This is a genomic window from Burkholderia sp. BCC0097, assembly GCF_902832985.1.
GTDB lineage: Bacteria > Pseudomonadota > Gammaproteobacteria > Burkholderiales > Burkholderiaceae > Burkholderia > Burkholderia orbicola.
Map to the genome: position 1 here is coordinate 476,019 of NZ_CADFDM010000004.1, position 22,267 is coordinate 498,285.

The following is a 22,267-nucleotide window of genomic DNA, read 5'->3' on the forward strand; positions in this document are numbered from 1 at the left end:
CCGGCGCAGCAGGCCCGCCGCGCGCCCCGTGCGACGGGCATGTCGATGCTGGCATCCGAATTGCATGAGAGAACCCGTGCGTCGCGCACGCACTGCGTTCAACCGATCAAACAGGATGACTCATCGATGTTCAGGAAAAAACTAATCGTCACCGCGCTGGGGGGACTGCTGACGGGCGGCACCGTATCGTTGCCCGCATGGGCAGAAGATGGCGCGGCGACGGCGGAGGCGCCGGACGCGAAGCCGGCGCAACAGGCATCGGACGATGCGGCCGCGGCCGCTGCGAAGGCGGTGCGTGCGAACCGCGGCACGGCCGTACGCGAAACGAACCTCGGCACGGTGACCGTGACGGCACGCCGGCGCAAGGAGCGCATCCAGGACGTGCCGGTCGCGGTCAGCGCGCTGAGCGGCGATGCGATCAAGAACAACGAGCTGCGCGTGATCAACGACGTGACGAAGTACGTACCGAACTTCACCGGGCAATCGACCGAAGGCCGCGAGCGGCCGCGCTGGTTCCTGCGCGGCGTCGGCAGCAACGATCCGTCGGACCTGTCGCTGAGCCCGATCGGCGTGTACTTCGACGACGTGTACATCAACAGCGTGTTCGGGCAGGGCTTTCCGCTGTTCGACCTCGACCACATCGAAGTGCTGCGCGGGCCGCAGGGCACGCTGTGGGGCAAGAATACGGTCGGCGGCGCGCTCAACATCACGTCGCAGAAGCCGACGTTCGACGTGAGCGGCTACGGCAAGCTCGGCTTCGGCCAGTACAACAGCCGGCTCGCGGAAGCGGCGATCGGCGGGCCGATCGGCAAGAACGACGTGCTGGCCGCCCGCGTGTCGGTGTATCACGAGAATGCCGACAGCTTCTACACGAACACGGTGCAGCAGGGGCGCTTCGGCGGCTTCCACGACAACGCGGTGCGCTTCCAGGTGCTCGCCGTGCCGACGTCGGACACCGATTTCCTGTTCAACATCCATGGCCGCAACTACACAGGCGGCGGCAACGCATGGCACGCGGAAGGCGCGGGGCGCGGCGGCACGAACCAGTTCGGCTTCGTCGGGTCGAGCGATCCGTATACGGTGTCGCTCAATGCGCCGTCGAGCGATCACATCTCGACGTGGGGCACGTCGCTGACCGCGCACTGGCGCATCAACCCGGCCGTGTCGCTGACGTCGATCACCGCGTTCGAAGGGCTGCACCGCTGGTACCAGGACGACGAGGACTATTCGCCGTTCGATGCGGCGCGCTCGCACGACCGCCTGTCGAGCCGGCAGTTTTCGCAGGAATTCCGGCTCGAATCGCCGCAGAGCGACCGCCTGAGCTGGATCGTCGGCACGCACTTGTTTACCGAGCAACTGGCCGAGCAGGGCGCAGGCGGCGGGCTGCCGGGCTCGCCGTCGCCCGCGTACTATCACCTGACGGATCTCACGCAGCACACGCAGAGCGCGGCGATCTTCGGCAGCGTCAAGTACCGCTTCAGCGACCGCTTCAACGTGACGGGCGGGCTGCGTTACACGATCGAGCGCAAGACCATCAACCTGACCGGGCTGCAGGATACCGGCAACGTGACGTTCAGCGATCCGAACAGCTGGTGGTCGCCGTCGTCGGTGTCGTCGCCGCTCGCGGTCAGCGCGCGGCAGAACCAGACCAACACCTGGCGCGCGCCGACCTGGGACCTCACGCCCGAATATGCGCTCAGCAGCAACGTGCGTGCGTATTTCCGCTATGCGCGCGGCTTCCGCTCGGGCGGCTACAACGGCAACGCCTATACGCAGAGTACGGTGTCGACCGTGTCGCCGGAGTACCTGACCGATTACGAGGTCGGCATCAAGAGCGAGTGGTTCGACAAGCGGCTGATCGTCAATGCGAGCGTGTTCCACTACGACTATCGCGACATCCAGGTGTTCGCGCTGGCGCCGAACCCGTTCGGCGGGCCGCCGGTGTCGACGCTGTCGAATGCGGGGCAGGGGCACGCGGACGGCTTCGAGTTGGAGCTGAAGGCGCAGCCGGTCAACAGCCTGTACCTGTTCGCGAACCTCGGGATGCTGAACACGCGCTACACGGAATTCCGCAACGTGCCGACGGCCGTGGGCAACTCGTTCGCGCGTTCGCCGCATACGACGCTGAACGCGGGCTTCGACTATCGCGTACCGGTGTCGTTCGGCACGCTGACGGCGGGCGGCGACGTGAACTACCGCAGCCGCGAGTACTTCAGCGCGACGCGGCAGACGATGCCGCAGCTGTGGCAGGGCGGCTATACGGTGCTGAACGCGCACGTGTCGTACACGACGCCGAACCAGAAGTACATCGTGACCGGCTACGTGACGAACCTGACGAACAAGATCTACAAGAAGCTCGAGCTGTTGCCGTCGTATGGCGCGTATCCGACGCTGTACGGCGATCCGCGCACGGTCGGGATCACTCTGACCGCGAAGATCTGACGCTGACGGGAGACGCCTGCCGCGGCGCCGGCGCCTGGAGCGTCGAGCCGCGGCAGGTCGTCCCTTCACGCGTCACGAAGCGACGCGAATCACCACCTTGCCGAAGTGCTGCCCCGATTGCAGGTGCGCATATGCTTGCGGCGCTTCGTCGAAGCCGAACACGCGATCGACCACCGGCTTGATCCGCTTCGCGTCGACGAGCCGCACGACGTCGTCGAGCATCGCGCGGCTGCCGACCATGAAGCCGTGCAGTTGCTTGACGCCGCCGATCAGCGGCAGCAGATCGAGTACCGGCCCGCCGAAGCTGCTGAGGCCTCCGATGATCGACACGATGCCGCCGAGTTTCGTCGCGGCGATCGAGCGCGGCAGTGTATCGCGGCCGCCGACTTCGACGACGAGATCCGCGCCCGCGCCGCCGGTGAGCCGTGATACTTCATGTTGCCATTCGGGCGTCGTCCGATAGTTGATCGTTGCGTCCGCACCGAGCGCGCGGGCGCGTTCGAGCTTCGCGTCGCTCGACGACGTGACGATCGTGCGCAACCCCGTGGCCTGCGCGAGCTGCAGCGCGATGATCGATACGCCGCCCGTGCCGAGCAGCACGACGGTCGCGCCCGGCTTCAATCCGCCGCCGACGAACAGCGCGTTCCACGCGGTGATGCCCGCGCACGACAGCGTCGCCGCTTCGTCGTAGTCGAGATGCGGGGGCATCGCGACCAGCGCGGTTTCGTCGGCGACGAAGCGTTCGGCCAGGACGCCATCGAATTGCGCGCCGGGCGAACCCGACACTTTGTGCGACGTCGGCGGCCCGTCGATCCAGCGCGGGAAGTAGGTGTTGATCACGCGGTCGCCCGGCCTGAAGCGCGTGACGTCGCGGCCGGTCTCGACCACTTCGCCGGCGCCGTCGGCGACCGGGATCAGCGCTTCCTTGCCGATACCCAGATAGTCGCCGCGCGCGAACATCAGGTCGCGATAGTTCAGCGCGGCCGAGTGGATCTTCACGACGACGTCGGTCGGCCCGACCGCGCGTGGCGTCGCGTCGATGCGCCGGAGCGCGGCAATGCCGTCGCCCGGTTTGAGGTGCCATGCATGCATGTCGACTCCTTTTCGAGATAGTCCGGACTATCATAGTGTTGCGCAGGCGGACGCATTGGCGAGAATTCGGCCAACGATTGTCGCCGGCACGGACACAACCTTGTCATCGCACCGGAGCGGAGCGGCATGGATGAACGGCTGAGAGGCGTCGCCGAATTCGTCGACGTGGTGGAATCGGGCAGCTTCGCGGCGGCGGCGCTGCGCCTCGGCATGACGCGCTCGGCGGTCGCGAAGATCGTCGCGCGGCTCGAACTGCGTCTCGGCGCGCGGCTCTTGCAGCGCACGACGCGCCAACTCGGCCTGACCGACGAAGGGCTCGTCTATTACGAGCAATGCCGGCGGCTGCTGGCCGAACTCGGGGAGACGGAAGCCGCGCTCGACGCGGGCCGCCGCGAGCCGGCCGGGCGCGTGCGCGTCAGCGTGCCCGTGCTGTTCGGGCGGCAGTGCGTGGCGCCCGTCGTGCGGCGTCTCGTCGAGCGCCATCCGCGGCTCGAAATCGACATGTCGTTCAGCGATCGCGTGGCCGATCTCGTCAACGACGGTTTCGACCTAGCGGTGCGCATCGGCGAGCTGGCCGATACGAATGCGCTGGTGGGGCGGAAGCTCGGCGTGCAACGCATGGGCATCTGCGCATCGCCCGCGTATCTGGCGCGTCACGGCCGGCCGTCGGGGTTCGAGGCGCTCGCGTCGCACGTCGGCATCGCGTATTCGCGCGGCGGGCAACCGACGCCATGGCGGATCATCGGCGCGGACGGCGCGGTGCACGACCATCGCGCGGTCGGCCGGCTGCGGTTCGACGACTTGCAGGCGATCGCCGATGCGGCTGCCGCCGACGCGGGCCTCGCATGGCTGCCGTGCTGGCTGATGGCGCCGTACGTGCGCGACGGCCGCCTCGCGCTCGTGATGGACAGCAACAGCGTGTCCGGCGCCGAGGTGTTCGTGGTGCGGCCGGCGGCGCGTCACGTGCCGTCGAAGGTGCGGGTGGTCGTCGATGCGCTGGTCGACGAGATTCCGCACATGCTGGCGTCGGATGACGCGAGCGGCGAGCGCGGATGACGGAGACTGATTCGCCGATGACGACGCGACAATCTGGCTGGATGTGTATCGCGTTCCCACGCGTCTCGCATAGTCAGCCTGAACCGAATGAAGAAATACCGGTAAGCCGCTTTTTCCGGCGACTAACGCTTGCGTCGTCTCGGATCGATGCCGTTTTGTTCGAGCAGCTTGCGCAGCCGCGAGTTTTCTATCCACAGTGAAGCGAACGCGGTCACCGTCATCAGAAGCGGAAACCATTCGCCTGTCGCGCTGATGATCGCCCAACCTGCGGCCGTGACAATCAGTGCCGTGACGATGAGAAGCAATCGGTCTCCAAGCCACTTCATTGCGCATCCCGGATCGCAGTGCCCGTCATCGCGGCAACGCTTGCGATGGGTGTTTGCAGTGTTGCGAAAAGCGTCGTTGGAACGGGCATATGCAACACGGTCGTGTTTGCATGGAAGGTTGTGAAAAAACTCGGACATTTCGACATCGGGACTTTCTCGGGATAAGTCGCGCAATGCTTGCATATCCTTTTCTCGAAATGGACCGGCAACTCTAGCAGGTTGTCGCGCAAACCGATCGAGTCTGGATCGGATGATCGCGCCGGTGATATCCCCACCGACCATGCCGGGTAGCGTTGATGCAGACATGCTGACCGATCGCGGCAACCTCCGCGATTGTCGCGATCGGCGTAGTTTGGCCGCTCGTCTCCACCGTCTTTAGACCTTTTCTAACGTTTTCACGCCAAGGACGGCGAGGGTATGGAGAACGCTGTAGCGACCGCTCGACGCGACGATGGCGACGACCGTACGCATTTCTCACCGCTGCGGCACAATCGGCCGGAGCACGCGCACGCCGGGTGACCCCAGGCGTGTCGCGCCATTTCCTCCGGATTCCTCGTCAAGGGCACGCCCATGTCATCCCGCACTTATCTCGTCACCGGCGCGTCGCGCGGCATCGGCCTCGCGATCAGCACCACGCTCGCCCGACGCGGCCATCGCGTCGTCGGTCTCGCGCGGCACGCGCAAGGCATCGACTTCCCCGGCGAATTGCTCGCGTGCGATCTCGCCGATATCGAACAGACCGCCGCGACGCTCGCACGGATCGGCGAACGCCACCACGTCGACGGCATCGTCAACAACGCGGGCATCGCGCTGCCGCAACCGCTCGGGAAAATCGATTTCCAGTCGCTGCAGACCGTGTTCGATCTCAACGTGCGGGCCGCGATCCAGGTCACGCAGCACTTTGCCGATGCGATGAAGGCGCGCGGCTACGGGCGCATCGTCAACATCTGCAGCCGCGCGATCTTCGGCAGCCTCGACCGCACCGCGTATTCCGCCGCGAAGAACGCGCTGGTCGGCTGTACGCGCACGTGGGCGCTCGAACTCGCCGAACACGGCGTGACCGTCAACGCGGTGGCGCCCGGCCCGATCGAGACGGAACTGTTCCGCCAGACGCGCCCGGTCGGCAGCGAAGCCGAGCGCAAGGTGCTCGCGACGATTCCCGCGCGGCGGCTCGGCACGGCCGACGACGTCGCGGCCGCCACCGCGTTTTTCTTGTCGGACGAAGCCGGTTTCGTCACCGGGCAGGTGCTGTCGGTGGACGGCGGCGGCAGCCTCGGCGGGCGCAGCTGACGCACGGCGGCGCGGTGCGTGGCGCACGACCTACGTCGCATATTCCCCCACCCCGTTAGCATGTGACGAATCCGACTTTGGGCGCCGCGCGAGCGACGCTAAGATCGCCGATCCCGTAGATCGAGCGTCAACAATAATGAAAAAGTCCGCGTCGCCGTTGCATGCTTTTCGTTTCCGTGTCGTTTGCGCCGCGATTGCCGGCGCGGTGTCGCTCGCGTCGTGCGGCGGCGTCGACAGCGATGCGCCGCCGTCGCAGGCCGGCGTCACGCCGACGCCTACCCCGACCCAGGCCGCGAAACGCCCGAACATCCTGTACATCATGGCCGACGATCTCGGCTATTCCGACATCCATGCGTTCGGCGGCGAGATCAACACGCCGAACCTCGACGCGCTCGTCGCATCGGGCCGCATCCTGTCGAACCACCACACGGGCACCGTCTGCGCGATCACGCGCGCGATGCTGGTGTCGGGCACAGATCACCATCTCGTCGGCGAAGGCACGATGGGCGTGCCGACCGACGAGCGGCGCGGGCTGCCCGGCTACGAGGGCTACCTGAACGATCGCGCGCTGTCGTTCGCGCAATTGCTGAAAGACGCCGGCTATCACACGTATATCGCGGGCAAGTGGCACATCGGCTCGGGGATCGTCGGCAGCGCGACGGGCAGCGGGCAGACGCCTGACCAGTGGGGCTTCGAGCGCAGCTACGTGCTGCTCGGCGGCGCGGCGACGAACCACTTCGCGCACGAGCCGGCCGGTTCGTCGAACTATACGGAAGACGGCCGCTACGTGCAGCCGGGCCAGCCCGGGCAGCCGGGCGGCACGGGCGGCAGCCCCGCCGTGTTCTATTCGACCGATTTCTATACGCAGAAGCTGATCTCGTACATCGATGCGAACAAGCAGGACGGCAAGCCGTTCTTCGCGTACGCGGCCTATACGTCGCCGCACTGGCCGCTGCAGGTGCCCGATCCGTGGCTGCACAAGTACGCGGGCGTGTACGACGCCGGCTACGACGCGATCCGCAACGCGCGGATCGCGCGGCAGAAGGCGCTCGGCCTGATTCCGGCCGATTTCAAGCCGTTCGACGGGCTGCCCGAGACGACGGCGGCATCGCCCGCGACCGCGAACAACGGCACGGCCAGCGCGAAGTACATCAACGCGGTGCATTCGGCCGCGGATGGCTATGGCGACTACGGCCCCGGCAAGGTCGACAAGCTGTGGTCGAGCCTGTCGCCGGCCGAGCGCAAAGCGCAGGCGCGCTACATGGAAATCTACGCGGGGATGGTCGAGAACCTCGACTACAACATCGGACTCCTGATCCAGCATCTGAAGGACATCGGCGAATACGACAACACGTTCATCATGTTCCAGTCGGACAACGGCGCGGAAGGCTGGCCGATCGATTCCGGCGCGGACCCGACGGCGACCGACACCGCGAACGCGCAGGAGCCGACCTATTCGGCGCTCGGCACCGACAACGGCAAGCAGAATGCGCAGCGCCTGCAGTACGGGCTGCGCTGGGCGGAAGTGAGCGCGGCGCCGTTCCGGCTCACGAAGGGCTATTCGGGCGAAGGCGGCGTATCGACGCCGACGATCGTGCACCTACCGGGCCAGTCGCAATCGTTGCCGACGCTGCGCGCGTTCACGCACGTGACCGACAACACGGCGACGTTCCTCGCGGTCGCGGGCGTCACGCCGCCGTCGCAGCCGGCGCCGCCGCTCGTCAACACGCTGACGGGCGTCGATCAGAACAAGGGCAAGGTGGTCTACAACAACCGCTACGTGTATCCGGTCACGGGCCAGTCGCTGCTGCCGGTGCTCACCGGTTCGGCGACGGGCGAAGTGCACACGACACCGTTCGGCGACGAAGCGTATGGCCGCGCGTATCTGCGCAGCGCCGACGGCCGCTGGAAGGCTTTGTGGACCGAGCCGCCGCTCGGCCCGCTCGACGGTCACTGGCAGCTTTACGACCTCGCGTCGGATCGCGGCGAGACGACCGACGTGTCCGCGCAGAATCCGTCGGTGATCGGCACGCTGGTCGATCAGTGGAAGACCTACATGGGCAACGTCGGCGGCGTCGAACCGTTGCGTCCGCGCGGCTACTACTGATCGCGGGGCGACACGATGCGGTTGCGTTTCTGGACGATCGGCGCGGCGCTGGCCGCCACGCTGTTCGCCGCCGCGTTCGCGGCGGGCTATGCGAATCCGGCGGCGCCGGCGGACGGCGCGTTCGACGACCTGAATCGCGGCCGCGCGCTCGCGCCGCTCGGTTCGGAGCGCGCGTGCGAACGCTATTCGGGGCTGCCGTCGAAGTGGCGTGACGATCCGCAGGCCGGGATGGTGCATCTGCGCGGCGGCGCATTCGTGTTCGGCAGCACGCGCGGCTATGCGGACGAGCGCCCGGTCGGCGACGGCAAGACGCGCGTCGGCGGCTTCTGGATCGACCAGACCGACGTGACGATCGCGCAGTTCGCCGCGTTCGTGCAGGCCACCGGTTACGTGACCGAGGCCGAGCAGCAGGGCGGCGCGGCGGTGTTCCATGTGCCCACGCGCGACGAGATGAATGCGCGCGACCTCGCGTGGTGGTCGTGGGTGAAGGGCGCGTCGTGGCGGCATCCGCGCGGGCCGGGCAGCGACGTGGAAGGGCTCGGCAACCTGCCGGTGACGCTCGTCACGCAGCACGATGCGCTCGCGTATGCGCGCTGGCTCGGCCGCGACCTGCCGACCGAGGCCGAATGGGAATACGCGGGCAAGGCGGGCCGCGACGACGCATCGCTCGATGCGGCGCCGCGCGATGCGCAGGGCAAGCCGGCCGCGAACTACTGGCAGGGCGCGTTTCCGGTGCTCGACTCGGCCGAGGATGGCCACGCCGGATTGGCGCCCGTCGGCTGCTATGCGGCGAACGGCTTTCGTCTTTACGACATGATCGGCAACGCATGGGAATGGACGAAGGACGCGTACACGGGCCCGCATCAGTCGCACACGAACGGCGATACGGCGGCCGTGGCGCCGCCGACGCGCCGGCACGATACGCCGATGGTGATCAAGGGCGGTTCGTTCCTGTGCTCGCGAGACTACTGCGTGCGCTATCGCGCATCGTCGCGCGAACAGCAGGAAGCCGATCTCGGCGCGTCGCACATCGGGTTTCGCACGATCTTGAGGGACGCGTCATGACGGCGCACATCGGGCGTTTCATGGCGGCGTGGCTGCTGGCTGCATGCGGCGTCGTGCTTCATGGCGCGGCAGTGGCTGCCGAAGCCGCGACGCCGGCCGTGCGCGTCGGCGTCACACGCGGCGTGCATGCGCAGATCCTCGACGAAGTGAAGCGAGTGGCGGCCGCGCGCGGGCTGGGCGTCGACGTCGTCGAATTCGACGACGCATCGCGCATCGACACGGCGCTGGCCGACGGCCGGATCGACGCGGCCAGCTTCGAGGATGCGCAACAGCTTGCCGCGACGCGCGCACGGAAGCGCTATGCGCTGACCGAAGTCGCGCCGACCGTCACGCTGCCGATGGCCTTCTATTCGCGCAAGCTGAAGAATCTGAACGAACTGCAACCCGGCGCGACGGTCGCGTTGCCCGCCGATCCGCGCGGGATGGCGCGCTCGCTCGTGCTGCTGCAGAACGACACGCTGGTGACGCTGCGCGAAAAAGCCGGCCTGCACGCGACGCTGCGCGACGTCACCGGCAACCGGCTAGGGCTGAAATTCGTCGCGCTGCGCCGCGACCGGCTTTACGCGGCGCTCGAGACGGCCGCGTTCGTCGCGATCGACAGCGACGACGCGGCTCGCTTCGGACTGCAGCCCGCGCGCGACAGCATCAGCCTCGAGGACGCCCGCTCGCCATATGCGAACGTCCTCACGGTGCGCGATGCCGATCGCGCGAAGCCGTGGGTCGCGCGGCTCGTCGCCGCGTATCACTCGGACGACGTCGCGCGCTTCATCCTCACGCGCTACCAGGATTCGGTGCGGCGGCCGTGGTAGACACCTACCTGCTCGCGTGCAACGCGTGCGGCCGCTGCTGCAACAGCGCGCCGGCGCTGTCGTTGCGCGAGCTGTTCCGGCATCGGCATCGCTTCGTCGGCGCATTGACGATTCGCCGCGTGCCGAAGCGGCGGATCGGCGAACGCTGGCAGGCGGGCGGGGGCGAGCATGTGCTCGGCGCGGACGACGTCGCGGCGGCCGATGCGCTGGCGGACCGGCTGTTCCATCGCGGCGGCGGCGTGCAGGGCGAATGGCTCGCGCTGACGCTGCAAGGCTACGACTATCCGTCGCTGGGCCGTTGCGCGGCGCTCGCCGACGACGGCCGCTGCGGCGTGCATGCGAACAAGCCGTCGATCTGCGGTGCGGTGCCGCTCGATCCGATGCTGCCCGACCGGTTGCAGGCACGCGTGCTCGCGGCACGGCGCGACGATGCGGCGTGGCTGGGCGCGAACTGCATCGTCGAGGCCGGGAACGTGCCATCCGCGAACGAATCGGTGTTCCCCATTCCGCTGGTGACGGCCGGGCAGGTCGCGGATCGCGCGGCGCTCGACGCGCATCGCGAGGCACTCGTGTTCGAGCGCGCGGTGTGGCGCGACGCCGTGTTCGCGTCGCTGGCCGACGGCGGGCCGGGGGTGAGCCATGCGCTGGCGCGGCTGGCGCCCGGCGGCTACCTGACCGTGTCGATCGTGCCGGTGCTGCTGGCCGTCGCGCAGGTTTCCGCGCGTTGCCGCACGCTGTGCATCGACTTCATCGACGCCCAGCTGACCTTGATCGGCGCGAACGTCGAAGCGGCACTCGCGCGCCGACAGGCGGCCGACCGGCCCGCGACGCACGAATTGCGCGGCTTCGCGCAGGCGCTGGGACGGGCGCGACAAGCGCTCGCGGCGACGCCGGTACCGGCAGCCACCGCGCATGAAGATGCGTCACGCATCGACGCGTGGCTCGACGATCGCGCCGACGCCGCGCCACTCGCCGCCTGACGCTTGCGGCACGCCGCGCGTGCCGTACACTTGGCGCTCTTTCAATCGTGGCAGAGTGAGCGGGCATGTACGCGTCGACCTTCATTTTTCGTGCCGGGCAGTACGACGACGAATTCCATCGGCTCGACCGGCAGATCGCCGACATGGCGCGCGCGACGCAGGGCTATCTCGGCGAGGAAACGTGGGAGAACGCGGAAGCCGGATTGATCCAGAACGTCTACTACTGGGAATCCGAGGCGGCGCTGCGGCAGTTGATGCAGCATCCCGCGCATCTGGAGGCCAAGGCGAAGCAGGCGCGCTGGCTGGACGGGTATCGCGTCGTGATTTCGCAGGTGCTTCGCGAGTATGGCGACGGCAAGCTGACGCCGCCGCATGCGGGGCCAGTCGCGTAACGCTTGCCGGTCGGTCAGGCGGTCGCGCCGGTTTCTCCCGGCGTGGCCGGTTCTCCCGCCGCGCGCGCCCAGATCGGGAACGTCGCGTTCTGGATCGACGTCTGCGCGTCGATGACCTTGCGGTGGTCGATGCCGGGCAGGTCGAGCAGCCGGTCGACCGCTGCCTTCGCGCCTTGCGCATCCTGCGGGAACGCGCATGCGAATTGCTTGTTCGTATCGAACAGAATCCACCAGATATCCGACGCGAACGGCCCCTGGTCGTTCGTCTCGATCATGATCGCGCCGAGGTCGGACAGCGCGATGCCGCGCATCGCCCCGGTTCCGTCGGTCGCTTCGATGCGCGTGTCGGTTGCCGTCACGGTCCAGCCGCGCTGCCGGGCAGGCGGTCGGGTCGATGACGGCGCGGCATGCGGTCCGGCCGGCCCGTCGGTCACAGCACCTGTGCCGCTGCCGGTCGGCATGGCTCCAGCCGCGGCACCCACGGCGAGGCTCGGCGCACCGTCATCCTGCGAACCGCGCCCATCGATCCACGGCAGCGCGGCGGCGCCCACCATCGCCGCCATCCATAAGTAGTACCCGGCCCCGAACGTGCGGATCGTTTCGTAGTTCGCGTCGGTCGGGATCGTATGCCACCCGAGCGCGAAGACTACGACCACGGCCAGCAGCGCGGATACGGTGCGGCTCGGCCTGAGCAGCGCGACGACGAGCAGCGGGTTGCCGAGCCATGCGAATTGCAGGTCGAGGATCGCGAGCGGGCCGAGCACGAGCACGGTGTAGCCATGCCACCAGCTCACCGCGCCGGCCGCATTCGGCGGTTCGGCCGCGACGGGCAGCAGCAGCGACGCGACATACAGCGCGACGATCACGACGCGGGCGAGGTTCAGGCGAGGCGAAGCGGAGCGAATCTGCATGTTGCCTTCTCGTGGTGCACGATCATGCGAAGCGACGAATGCCGGGCGGCCGGGCCGTCATTCTCGATGCGCGGCGCCGATAGGGCGACGCGCCGAACGCGATTGTGGGCGATTCGAGCGGCGATGTCGAACGCGCGTCGTTCGCCGCTGCAAGGTCAAAGCGCTTCGACCAGCAACCGCGTGCTCTTCTCGCAATACTCATGACACGCCGCCCGCGCGGCGATCGACGCACCGTGCACGAACCGCGGCGCGTCCGTTCGCCGCGACATCGACACGACGATCGACGGCGGCGACGGCTGCAGCGGCAGTTCGACGACTTCGCCGCTTTCTATCAATGCATCGACGAACAGCACCGGAATCGCGGCGACGCCGAAACCGTCACGCACCAGTTGCACGATCACCGAGATCGACGGTGACCCGGTGATGCGCGTCTCCGACAGCGGCACGCCGTGCGCATGCGCGAGGGTGCGGACGATGTCCTCCAGCGCGCGATGGGGCGCGGTGCCGCGCCCGTAGGTGAGGATCGGCTGGCGCAGCACCTGCCGTGCGAGGCCCGCGCGGGTATTGGGCAGCAGCCCGGCGCGCGCGATCCAGCGCACCGGGTAGTTCGCGAGCGCGTCGCACACGACCGACGCCTCGTCGCTGCCTTCCACACGGATGATCAGGTCGAGCTCGCCGGCCATCAGCCGGCGTTGCAGCACGACGCTGACGTCGACGGTCAGGTCGATCTCGAGTTCAGGATAGTCGGCGGCGAGCCGCCGCATGTAGTGCGGCAGCCAGCTGTGCACGACCGTCTCGATCACGCCGAGCCGCAGCTTGCCGCGCAGCGCGCGCTCGCCGGACGCGGCGGCCTGCAGTTCCTGCGTCGCCTCGACCACGGCTTTCGCATAGCCGAGCAGGTATTCGCCGTTCGGCGTGAGCCGGAACGCACGGCTGTCGCGATCGACGAGTACCGTATGCAGTTCGTCCTCGAGCGCCTTCAGGCGCTGCGAGATCGCGGCCGGCGTCGCGTGCAGCGCCGCCGCGGTCGTGCGGAAGTTGCGCAGCTTCGCGAGCGTGACGAAGGTTTCGAGAAAACGCGTGTTCATGGCGGTCGGGCGAGGCGGTGGATGCGCAGCTTGCCGGCGACGAAAAGTGAACGGGACCGGGGAAAACCCGCAGATCCGTTAAGAAATTCTATACGGCAGGCGCAAAAAAACTCGTTGGCGACAAAATTTTTTCCTTTCTATTCTTCGCCCTATCCGATGACACATCACCGTCATCGCCCCGCCATCCCGATCTGCGACCGACTCTCATGACGCCTTCCGAATTCCGTCAATCCGTGCGCCGCGGCGCGTTCCGCGGCCCGACCGCCGGCCATTGCGGCCCGTTTGCCCAGGCGAACCTGGCGATCCTGCCCGACGCGTACGCGCATGATTTCCTGCGCTTCTGCCAGGCGAACCCGAAGGCCTGCCCGCTGCTGGGCGTCGGCGAACCGGGCGCGTTCCGGATCGACGCGCTCGGCGAGGATCTCGACATCCGCACCGACGTGCCGAGCTACAACGTATACAGGGACGGCCGCCTGACCGAGCGCGTCGAGTCGCTCGACGCGCTGTGGCGCGACGATTTCGTCGTATTCGCGATCGGCTGCTCGTTTTCGTTCGAGGACATGCTCGCCCGCGAAGGCATCGGGCTGCGCCACGTCGAGGAGGGTCGCAACGTGCCGATGTACCGCACGTCGATCGCGAACCGCCGCGCGGGGATCTTCGGCGGCCAGCTGGTCGTGTCGATGCGGCCGCTGCGCGGCGCGGACGCGATCCGCGCGGTGCAGATCACGAGCCGGTTCCCGGGCGTGCACGGCGCGCCGATCCATATCGGCGATCCGCGGGCGCTCGGCATCGAGGATCTGAACGCGCCCGAATTCGGCGACGCGGTGACGATCCGCGACGGCGAGCTGCCGGTGTTCTGGGCATGCGGCGTGACGCCGCAAACCGCGCTGATGGACGCGAAGCTGCCGATCGCGATCGCGCATACGCCCGGCCACATGCTGATGACCGACATCACGAATGCCTCGCTGGCCGTGTTCTGACCCGGCCGGCCCACCCGTAAGCGACGTACAGACGACACACCGCACCCCACGCCATTGGATCGGCGCATAACGACAGGAGTACCACCATGGAAAGCAAGACCCTCGCGGCGCCCGCCGCCGAGCCCGCGAGCCGCGAGCGCAACGGCCTGTTCTCGTGGTACGCGGATGCGCAGCCGCGCGAGCGCCGCGCGTTCTGGAGCTGCAAGGTCGGCTACATGCTCGACGGGATGGACACGCAGATGCTGTCGTTCGTGATCCCCACGCTCGTCGCGACCTGGGGCATCACGCTCGCCGATGCCGGCTTCATCGGCACCGTCACGCTGCTCGCGTCGGCGCTCGGCGGCTGGATCGCCGGCATCCTGTCCGACCGGATCGGCCGCGTGCGCACGCTGCAGCTCACGGTGCTGTGGTTCGCGGTGTTCACCGCGCTGTGCGGGCTCGCGCAGAACTACCACCAGCTCGTCGCGGCGCGCGCGCTGATGGGCTTCGGCTTCGGCGGCGAATGGACGGCCGGCGCGGTGCTGATCGGCGAAGTGATCCGCGCGCGCGACCGCGGCAGGGCGGTTGGCCTCGTGCAGTCGGGCTGGGCGATCGGCTGGGGGCTGTGCGCGCTGCTGTATGCGCTGCTGTTCTCGGTGCTGCCCGCCGAGCAGGCGTGGCGCGCGCTGTTCCTGGTCGGGCTCGCGCCCGCGCTGCTGGTCGTCGCGATCCGCCGCTACGTGAAGGAGCCGGACGTCTACGAGAAGGAGAAGGCCGCGCAGACGAAAGTGGCCGACGCGCCGCGCCTCACCGAGATCTTCGCGCCGAAGCTGATCACGACGACGCTGCGCGCGGCGCTGCTGACGACCGGCGCGCAAGGCGGCTACTACGCGATCACGACGTGGCTGCCGACCTTCCTGAAGACCGAGCGGCACCTGACGGTGATGGGCACCGGCGGCTATCTCGCGATGATCATCTTCGGCTCGTGGGTCGGCTACCTGACGAGCGCGTACCTGACCGACCGCCTCGGACGCAAGCCGAACTTCATCCTGTTCGCGGTCGGCTCGATGGTGATCGCCTTCGCGTACACGTCGCTGAACCTGACCAACGCGTCGATGTTGTGGCTCGGCTTCCCGCTCGGCTTCTTCGCATCGGGCATCTTCTCGGGGATGGGCGCATTCCTCACCGAGCTGTTCCCGACCCGCGTGCGCGGCTCCGGCCAGGGCTTCTGCTACAACGTGGGCCGCGCGATCGGTGCGCTGTTCCCGTTCCTGATCGGCGCGCTGTCCAAACAATACGGGCTCGGCACGAGCATCGGCATCTTCGCGGTCGCCGCCTACGGCGTGGTGATCGTCGCCGCGCTGACGCTGCCCGAGACCCGCGGCCGCGAACTCGACGCCGCCTGACCGGCGGCAGCGGCGGGGCGGCCGGCCCCGCGGTTTTCTTTCCCTTTCATCGACACCGTGACACGGCGCGCGACGCGCGCCGTGCGGCGGCGCTCGTCCCTCGAATCAACGACGCATCGACCGACATCATGACTGACCGACAGCTTTCTCCCGTTCCCTCCGACACCGCGCGCTGGCAATTCTGGATCGACCGCGGCGGCACGTTCACCGACATCGTCGCGCGGCGGCCCGACGGCACGCTCGTCACGCACAAGCTGCTGTCGGAGAACCCCGAGCAGTACCGCGACGCGGCCGTGGCCGGCATCCGCCACCTGCTCGGCCTCGCGGCCGACGAGCGGATCACGCCCGCGCAGGTCGACATGGTGAAGATGGGCACGACGGTCGCGACCAACGCGCTGCTCGAACGCAAGGGCGAACGTACCGCGCTGGCCACGACGCGCGGTTTTCGCGACGTGCTGCGCATCGCATACCAGAACCGGCCGCGCCTGTTCGATCTCGACATCGTGCTGCCCGACGCGCTGTACGAGACGGTCGTCGAGATCGACGAGCGCGTCGGCGCGCACGGCGACGTGGTCGTGCCGCTCGATGTTCAGGGTGCCGAAGCGGCGCTGCGCCGCGTGTTCGACAGCGGGGTGCGCGCGCTCGCGATCGTGCTGATCCACGGCTACCGCTACACCGCGCACGAACGGATGCTGGCGGAACTCGCACGCCGCATCGGCTTCACGCAGGTATCGGTGTCGCACGAGGTATCGCCGCTGATGAAGATGGTGTCGCGCGGCGATACGACCGTGGTCGACGCGTACCTGTCGCCGATCCTGCGCCGCTACGTCGAGCAGGTCGCGCACGAGATGCCGGGCGTGAACCTGCAGTTCATGCAGAGCAGCGGCGGCCTCACGCGCGCGGATGCGTTCCAGGGCAAGGACGCGATCCTGTCGGGCCCGGCCGGCGGCATCGTCGGGATGGTGCGTGCGGCGCGCGCGGCCGGCTTCGGCCAGGTGATCGGCTTCGACATGGGCGGCACGTCGACCGACGTGTCGCACTACAACGGCGAATTCGAGCGCGAATTCGAGACGCAGGTGGCCGGCGTGCGGATGCGCGCGCCGATGATGAGCATCCACACGGTCGCGGCCGGCGGCGGCTCGGTGCTCGGCTTCGACGGCGCGCGGCTGCGCGTCGGGCCCGAATCGGCCGGCGCGAACCCGGGGCCGGCCGCGTACCGGCGCGGCGGCCCGCTGACGGTGACCGACTGCAACGTGATGCTCGGCAAGATCCAGCCCGATCATTTTCCGCGCGTGTTCGGCCCGCATGCGGACCAGCCGCTCGACCGCGACGGCGTGGTCGCGAAGTTCGCGGCGCTCGCCGACGAAATTCACGCGGCGACGGGCCGCCGCGAGACGCCCGAGGCGCTCGCCGAAGGGTTCCTTGAGATCGCGATCGGCAGCATGGCGAATGCGATCAAGAAGATTTCCGTGCAGCGCGGCCACGACGTGTCGCGCTACGTGCTGACGACGTTCGGCGGCGCGGGCGGCCAGCACGCGTGCGGCGTGGCCGATGCGCTCGGGATGACGCAGGTGTTCGCGCATCCGCTCGCCGGCGTGCTGTCCGCATACGGGATGGGGCTGGCCGACCAGACCGCGATGCGCGAGCGCGCGGTGGAAGCCGTGTTGTCCGACGCATCGCTGCCGGCGCTGAATGCCGCGCTCGACCGGCTGGCCGACGAGGCCATCGGCGCGCTGCTCGAACAGGGCGTGCCGCCGGAGCGGATCGCGACCGAGCGGCGCGTGCACCTGCGCTACCAGGGCACCGATTCGGCGCTCGACGTGCCGGCCGGCAGCGTCGCCGCGATGCAGGAGGCATTCGAGGCCGCGTACCGGCAGCGCTACGCGTTCCTGATGCCGGGCACGCCGCTGGTGGCCGAGCTCGCGTCGGTCGAGGCGATCGGCCGCTCGGACGCGCCCGTCGACATCGCACCGCTCGCGCCACGCGAAGCGGGCGCGGCGCCGCAAGCGCACCCGGCCGTGCGCTTTTATTCCGGCGGCCAGTGGCACGACGCGGCGCTGGTCGTGCGCGACACGCTGCGCGCCGGCGACACGATCGACGGCCCGGCGATCGTCGCGGAGCAGAACGGCACGACCGTCGTCGAGCCCGGCTGGCGCGCCGCGATGACCGCACAGGGCAACCTCGTGCTGACGCGCGCGACGCCGCTGCCGACGCGCCGCTCGCTCGGCACCGATGCCGACCCGGTGCGGCTCGAGATCTTCAACAACCTGTTCATGTCGATCGCCGAGCAGATGGGGCTGCGGCTGCAGAACACCGCGTACTCGGTGAACATCAAGGAGCGGCTCGACTTCTCGTGCGCGATCTTCGACGGCGACGGCAACCTGATCGCGAACGCGCCGCACATGCCCGTGCACCTCGGCTCGATGGGCGAGAGCATCCGCACGGTGATCGAGCGCAACCGCGGCCGCATGCGCGACGGCGACGTGTTCATGCTGAACGATCCGTACCACGGCGGCACGCACCTGCCGGACGTGACCGTCATCACGCCGGTGTTCGCGGACGGCTCGGACGCGCCGCTGTTCTACGTCGGCTCGCGCGGCCACCACGCGGACATCGGCGGCACGACGCCGGGCTCGATGCCGCCCGATTCGACGCATATCGACGAGGAAGGCGTGCTGATCGACAACTGGCAACTGGTGTCGGCCGGCGTGCTGCGCGACGCCGACACGCGGGCGCTGCTGGCGTCGGGCCGCTACCCGGCGCGCAACGTCGAGCAGAACATGGCCGACCTGCGCGCGCAGGTCGCCGCGAACCAGAAGGGCGTCGACGAGCTGCGCCGGATGGTCGCGCAGTTCGGCCGCGACGTCGTGCTTGCGTTCATGGGGCACGTGCAGGACAACGCGGAAGAAGCCGTGCGGCGCGTGATCGGCGCGCTGCAGGATGGCGCGTACCGCTACCCGCTCGACAACGGCGCGCAGATTCGCGTCGCGATTCGCGTCGATCGCGCCGCGCGGTGCGCGGAGATCGATTTCACCGGCACGTCCGCGCAGCTCGACAACAACTTCAACGCGCCGAAGGCCGTCTGCATGGCGGCGGTGCTGTACGTGTTCCGCACGCTGGTCGGCGACGACATCCCGCTGAACGCCGGCTGCCTGAAGCCGCTGACCGTGATCGTGCCGGCCCGCTCGATGCTGAACCCCGAATACCCGGCGGCCGTCGTGTCGGGCAACGTCGAGACGTCGTCGGCGATCACCAACGCGCTGTACGGCGCGCTCGGCTGCGTCGCGTCGAGCCAGGGAACGATGAACAACTTCACATTCGGTAACGATCAGTACCAGTACTACGAGACGATCGCCGGCGGCAGCGGCGCGGGCGACGGCTTCGCGGGCGTCGCCGCGGTGCAGACGCACATGACGAACTCGCGGCTCACCGATCCGGAGGTGCTCGAATGGCGCTACCCGGTGCGGCTCGATTCGCACGTGATCCGCGCCGGCTCGGGCGGCGGCGGGCGCTGGCGCGGCGGCGACGGCGCGGTGCGGCGGGTCCGCTTCCTCGAGCCGATGACGGCGTCGATCCTGTCGAACAACCGGATTCACGCGCCGTTCGGCGCGGCGGGCGGCGCGGCCGGCGCGCTCGGCCGCAACACGATCGAGCGGGCGGACGGTACGGTCGAGGTGCTCGACCATATCGGCCGCGCGCAAATGGCGGCCGGTGACGTGTTCGTCGTCGAAACGCCGGGCGGCGGCGGCTACGGCGCGGCGGACTGAGCCGCGCATCCGGCTTCCGGCGCGGATGCCCCGCGCCGGGGCGGGTAGAGGATATTGCAACGAACTGTGGAATAAAACCCGGCATTCACGCGCGAATGGAATCAAAAACGATAAAAAACCGGAGCGCGGCACCCGATTCGACCCCGCCGCGGCGCCCCTTTCGAGCATCCGGCCCCTTATCCTTTGATCGGTCATAAACGCCCGCCCGGCGTGGCTTCCGGGCTATCTGGCCGCCCCGAATGCGCGCCGCGTCACCTGCGCATTCGCCGCTGCCAATCATGAAAAATCCGGCTTGCCAATCGAGTCCCGATTCCTTGACACTCTGCTCTAAATGTGAGTGCCAATCCTCATCGTCATTTGATAAGATGGCTCTCATCGTTCGTAAGGTGGAACCTGCGCATCACGCGCGAACGCCGGTCGCATCAGCTGGAAACAAGTAACGGGACGAGGCCCGCTGTCACGGCAATCACGGCAGCCCTGCCAGGCACGCGCCCTGCGTGTGCCCGGGAAGGCGGTCGGCCCACTCGCCTCCGTCTACACTATGCGTTTTTTTCTGGATCGGGGCGTGTCCATGGATGACGAAAACGATAGCGCGGTGCTCGAGGCGCATGTCGGTACGCGCAGCCCCTGCTGGCGTCTCGGCAGCGACAGCAACGCACTCGAACTGGCCGCGGTACGCGGCCTGACCAACGTCGCGGTCGCGCTGACGGTCGAGCAGGCCGCGCGCATCCGCGCGCTGACCGGCGTCACGTCGCACCTCGTGCTCGACATCGTGCTGTTCGGCAACCCGGTCAGCCTCCATCTCGTCGGCAGGAAGGTCAATACGGTCGACTGGGCCGGCACGGCGTCCGCCTATTGCGATACCGAGTCCGTCGCCGGTGACCTGGCGCACGGGCTCGCGTTCGCCGAGCAGGTCGTGTCCGAAGTGAATTCACTCGTCGTGATCCTCGACCGCAACGGGATGGTGCAGCGCTTCAACCGCCTGTGCGAGGAAGTGACGGGCAAGCGCGAGGTCGACGTGATCGGCCGCAGCGCGTTCGAGCTGTTCATGAGCCCCGAGCAGGGCGCGCAGTCGCGCAGCAACATCACGGGCTTCTTCGCGAGCAACCAGTCGTTCGCGGTCGAGCGCTACATCAACACGGTCAACGGGCCGCGCCTGTTCCAGTTCCGCAACAAGTTCGTGCAGAGCGGCAGCGGCGTCGACGAGCAGTACCTGATCTGCTCGGGCATCGACATCACCGAGGAGCGCAACGCGCAGCAGCGGCTCACCGAGCTCGCGAACACCGACGTGCTCACCGGGCTGCCGAACCGCCATGCGATCAGCGAGCGCATCCACGCGGCGATCGCGGAGGAAGACGCCAATACGCGCGGCCAGGTCGGCATCCTGTTCCTGGATCTCGACAACTTCAAGCGTGTCAACGATCACTACGGGCACATCACCGGCGACCGGCTGCTGCAGGACGTGTCGGCGATCATCAGCGGCTGCCTGCCGTCGGGCGCGACGCTCGCCCGGCTCGGCGGCGACGAATTCCTCGTGCTGTTCGAACACGCCACGCGGCCGCTGCTCGAAGCGACCGCGCAGATCATCCTCGAACGGCTGCGTACGCCGATCCATCTCGGGCTGATGGAGGTCTACACGAGCTGCTCGATCGGCATCGCGATGCATCCGCAGCACGGCGATTCGCTCGAGACGCTGATCCGCAGCGCCGACACCGCGATGTACGTCGCGAAGGAAGAGGGCAAGCATACGTATCGCGTGTTCTCGCTGGAGATGAACCAGAAGGTCGCGAAGTACATGTGGCTCGACACGAACCTGCGCAAGGCGCTCGAGGAAGAGCAGTTCGTGCTGCACTACCAGCCGGTCGTCGACATCGCGACGGGCGACGTGCATGCGGTCGAGGCGCTGATCCGCTGGCAGTCGCCCGATCGCGGGCTCGTCGCGCCGGTCGAGTTCATCCGCTTCGCGGAAGAGTCGGGGCTGATCGCGCCGCTCGGGCGCTGGGTGATGCGCACCGCGGCCGCGCAGGCGGCCGCGTGGAAGGCGAAGGGGCTCGGCGTCCGGATCGCGGTGAACCTGTCCGCGCGGCAGTTGCAGGACATGAACATCGTGCACCAGTTCGCGTCGATTCTCGACGGCGCGGGGCTCAAGCCCGGCCTGCTCGACATCGAGCTGACCGAGAGCTGCTTCATCGAGGACGAGGAGGCGGCCAACGGGCTGATGCGGCAGTTCCGCCAGCTCGGCGCGGAGATCCATCTCGACGATTTCGGCACCGGCTATTCGTCGCTGTCGCAGTTGTCGCGCCTGCCGCTCGACGCGATCAAGCTCGACCGCACCTTCATCACGGCGATCGACCGCAACCCGCGCTCGCAGGCGCTGGTGCGCTCGGTCGTGTCGCTCGCGAAGGCGCTGAATTTCGCGGTGGTCGCGGAAGGTGTCGAAACGCATGCGGAAGCCGAATTCCTCAAGCAGCTCGACGTCGATCACGCGCAGGGCTACTACTACGCGCGGCCGATGCCGGCGCAGGCGTTCGAGGCGTGGCTCGCGGAGACGAGAAAGCTCAGGCTGATCGCCTGAGC

At 68.2% G+C, this 22,267-nt stretch carries 16 protein-coding genes; 12 read left to right on the forward strand and 4 right to left on the reverse strand.

Going from position 1 to position 22,267, the window contains the following annotated elements:
• The first annotated feature begins 126 nt into the window (after positions 1-126).
• Positions 127-2,442, forward strand: a complete 2,316-nt coding sequence (locus HWX07_RS15895) for a TonB-dependent receptor (protein WP_175876864.1) — start codon at positions 127-129, stop codon at positions 2,440-2,442.
• A 72-nt stretch (positions 2,443-2,514) separates the two neighbouring features.
• Here the strand turns inward: HWX07_RS15895 and HWX07_RS15900 are convergent, their stop codons facing one another.
• A complete protein-coding gene (locus HWX07_RS15900; RefSeq protein WP_175876865.1) occupies positions 2,515-3,534 on the reverse strand; it encodes an NAD(P)-dependent alcohol dehydrogenase in 1,020 nt (339 codons plus the stop codon).
• Between the two features lie 126 nt (positions 3,535-3,660).
• Between HWX07_RS15900 and HWX07_RS15905 the strand changes: the two genes are divergently transcribed.
• A complete protein-coding gene (locus tag HWX07_RS15905) occupies positions 3,661-4,590 on the forward strand; it encodes a LysR substrate-binding domain-containing protein (protein ID WP_175876866.1) in 930 nt (309 codons plus the stop codon).
• Positions 4,591-4,712: 122 nt separating this feature from the next.
• Here HWX07_RS15905 and HWX07_RS36975 read toward each other — a convergent pair whose 3' ends face one another.
• Positions 4,713-5,222 carry a hypothetical protein gene (locus tag HWX07_RS36975; protein ID WP_244130000.1) on the reverse strand — a complete coding sequence of 170 codons (510 nt, stop codon included), beginning with the start codon at positions 5,220-5,222 and terminating at the stop codon, positions 4,713-4,715.
• A gap of 264 nt (positions 5,223-5,486) precedes the next feature.
• On the opposite strand from HWX07_RS36975, the gene HWX07_RS15915 reads away from it, so the two are divergent.
• The 6 genes from HWX07_RS15915 (at position 5,487) to HWX07_RS15940 (ending at position 11,559) form a co-directional block, all read left to right on the forward strand.
• Positions 5,487-6,206, forward strand: a complete 720-nt coding sequence (locus tag HWX07_RS15915) for an SDR family oxidoreductase (protein WP_175876867.1) — start codon at positions 5,487-5,489, stop codon at positions 6,204-6,206.
• A 136-nt stretch (positions 6,207-6,342) separates the two neighbouring features.
• Positions 6,343-8,313: an arylsulfatase gene (locus HWX07_RS15920; RefSeq protein ID WP_175876868.1), complete on the forward strand. Its 1,971-nt coding sequence runs from the start codon at positions 6,343-6,345 to the stop codon at positions 8,311-8,313.
• 15 nt (positions 8,314-8,328) lie between these two features.
• Complete coding sequence (locus HWX07_RS15925) at positions 8,329-9,378, forward strand: formylglycine-generating enzyme family protein (RefSeq protein ID WP_175876869.1); 1,050 nt, start codon at positions 8,329-8,331, stop codon at positions 9,376-9,378.
• On the forward strand, positions 9,375-10,187 hold the full coding sequence (locus HWX07_RS15930) for a MetQ/NlpA family lipoprotein (protein ID WP_175876870.1): 813 nt from the start codon (positions 9,375-9,377) through the stop codon (positions 10,185-10,187). The genes HWX07_RS15925 and HWX07_RS15930 overlap by 4 nt, the downstream gene beginning before the upstream one ends.
• Positions 10,181-11,167 carry a YkgJ family cysteine cluster protein gene (locus HWX07_RS15935; protein WP_175876871.1) on the forward strand — a complete coding sequence of 329 codons (987 nt, stop codon included), beginning with the start codon at positions 10,181-10,183 and terminating at the stop codon, positions 11,165-11,167. The genes HWX07_RS15930 and HWX07_RS15935 overlap by 7 nt, the downstream gene beginning before the upstream one ends.
• Positions 11,168-11,232: 65 nt before the next feature.
• Entirely contained in the window at positions 11,233-11,559 is a 327-nt protein-coding gene (locus HWX07_RS15940) for an antibiotic biosynthesis monooxygenase (protein ID WP_175876872.1), read from the forward strand.
• A 14-nt stretch (positions 11,560-11,573) separates the two neighbouring features.
• Here HWX07_RS15940 and HWX07_RS15945 read toward each other — a convergent pair whose 3' ends face one another.
• Both HWX07_RS15945 and HWX07_RS15950 read right to left on the reverse strand, forming a co-directional pair.
• Complete coding sequence (locus HWX07_RS15945; RefSeq protein ID WP_175876873.1) at positions 11,574-12,470, reverse strand: hypothetical protein; 897 nt, start codon at positions 12,468-12,470, stop codon at positions 11,574-11,576.
• A 155-nt stretch (positions 12,471-12,625) separates the two neighbouring features.
• Complete coding sequence (locus tag HWX07_RS15950) at positions 12,626-13,558, reverse strand: LysR family transcriptional regulator (protein WP_175876874.1); 933 nt, start codon at positions 13,556-13,558, stop codon at positions 12,626-12,628.
• Between the two features lie 206 nt (positions 13,559-13,764).
• Between HWX07_RS15950 and HWX07_RS15955 the strand changes: the two genes are divergently transcribed.
• From HWX07_RS15955 to pdeR, 4 genes are all read left to right on the forward strand, one after another.
• Positions 13,765-14,538 (forward strand): putative hydro-lyase, encoded by a 774-nt coding sequence (locus tag HWX07_RS15955; protein WP_175876875.1) that lies wholly within the window; start codon positions 13,765-13,767, stop codon positions 14,536-14,538.
• A gap of 86 nt (positions 14,539-14,624) precedes the next feature.
• On the forward strand, positions 14,625-15,923 hold the full coding sequence (locus tag HWX07_RS15960) for an MFS transporter (RefSeq protein ID WP_175876876.1): 1,299 nt from the start codon (positions 14,625-14,627) through the stop codon (positions 15,921-15,923).
• Between the two features lie 128 nt (positions 15,924-16,051).
• Positions 16,052-19,690 (forward strand): hydantoinase B/oxoprolinase family protein, encoded by a 3,639-nt coding sequence (locus HWX07_RS15965; RefSeq protein ID WP_175876877.1) that lies wholly within the window; start codon positions 16,052-16,054, stop codon positions 19,688-19,690.
• A 571-nt stretch (positions 19,691-20,261) separates the two neighbouring features.
• Complete coding sequence (pdeR, locus tag HWX07_RS15970; RefSeq protein ID WP_175876878.1) at positions 20,262-22,265, forward strand: cyclic di-GMP phosphodiesterase; 2,004 nt, start codon at positions 20,262-20,264, stop codon at positions 22,263-22,265.
• Positions 22,266-22,267: the final 2 nt, after the last annotated feature.

What these genes read in the sequence shown, in the direction of transcription:
- HWX07_RS15895 (WP_175876864.1), top strand. Translation starts at nt 127, where the DNA reads ATGTTCAGGAAAAAACTAATCGTCACCGCGCTGGGGGGACTGCTGACG.
- HWX07_RS15900 (WP_175876865.1), bottom strand. Translation starts at nt 3,534, where the DNA reads ATGCATGCATGGCACCTCAAACCGGGCGACGGCATTGCCGCGCTCCGG.
- HWX07_RS15905 (WP_175876866.1), top strand. Translation starts at nt 3,661, where the DNA reads ATGGATGAACGGCTGAGAGGCGTCGCCGAATTCGTCGACGTGGTGGAA.
- HWX07_RS36975 (WP_244130000.1), bottom strand. Translation starts at nt 5,222, where the DNA reads ATGTCTGCATCAACGCTACCCGGCATGGTCGGTGGGGATATCACCGGC.
- HWX07_RS15915 (WP_175876867.1), top strand. Translation starts at nt 5,487, where the DNA reads ATGTCATCCCGCACTTATCTCGTCACCGGCGCGTCGCGCGGCATCGGC.
- HWX07_RS15920 (WP_175876868.1), top strand. Translation starts at nt 6,343, where the DNA reads ATGAAAAAGTCCGCGTCGCCGTTGCATGCTTTTCGTTTCCGTGTCGTT.
- HWX07_RS15925 (WP_175876869.1), top strand. Translation starts at nt 8,329, where the DNA reads ATGCGGTTGCGTTTCTGGACGATCGGCGCGGCGCTGGCCGCCACGCTG.
- HWX07_RS15930 (WP_175876870.1), top strand. Translation starts at nt 9,375, where the DNA reads ATGACGGCGCACATCGGGCGTTTCATGGCGGCGTGGCTGCTGGCTGCA.
- HWX07_RS15940 (WP_175876872.1), top strand. Translation starts at nt 11,233, where the DNA reads ATGTACGCGTCGACCTTCATTTTTCGTGCCGGGCAGTACGACGACGAA.
- HWX07_RS15945 (WP_175876873.1), bottom strand. Translation starts at nt 12,470, where the DNA reads ATGCAGATTCGCTCCGCTTCGCCTCGCCTGAACCTCGCCCGCGTCGTG.
- HWX07_RS15950 (WP_175876874.1), bottom strand. Translation starts at nt 13,558, where the DNA reads ATGAACACGCGTTTTCTCGAAACCTTCGTCACGCTCGCGAAGCTGCGC.
- HWX07_RS15955 (WP_175876875.1), top strand. Translation starts at nt 13,765, where the DNA reads ATGACGCCTTCCGAATTCCGTCAATCCGTGCGCCGCGGCGCGTTCCGC.
- HWX07_RS15960 (WP_175876876.1), top strand. Translation starts at nt 14,625, where the DNA reads ATGGAAAGCAAGACCCTCGCGGCGCCCGCCGCCGAGCCCGCGAGCCGC.
- HWX07_RS15965 (WP_175876877.1), top strand. Translation starts at nt 16,052, where the DNA reads ATGACTGACCGACAGCTTTCTCCCGTTCCCTCCGACACCGCGCGCTGG.
- pdeR (WP_175876878.1), top strand. Translation starts at nt 20,262, where the DNA reads ATGGATGACGAAAACGATAGCGCGGTGCTCGAGGCGCATGTCGGTACG.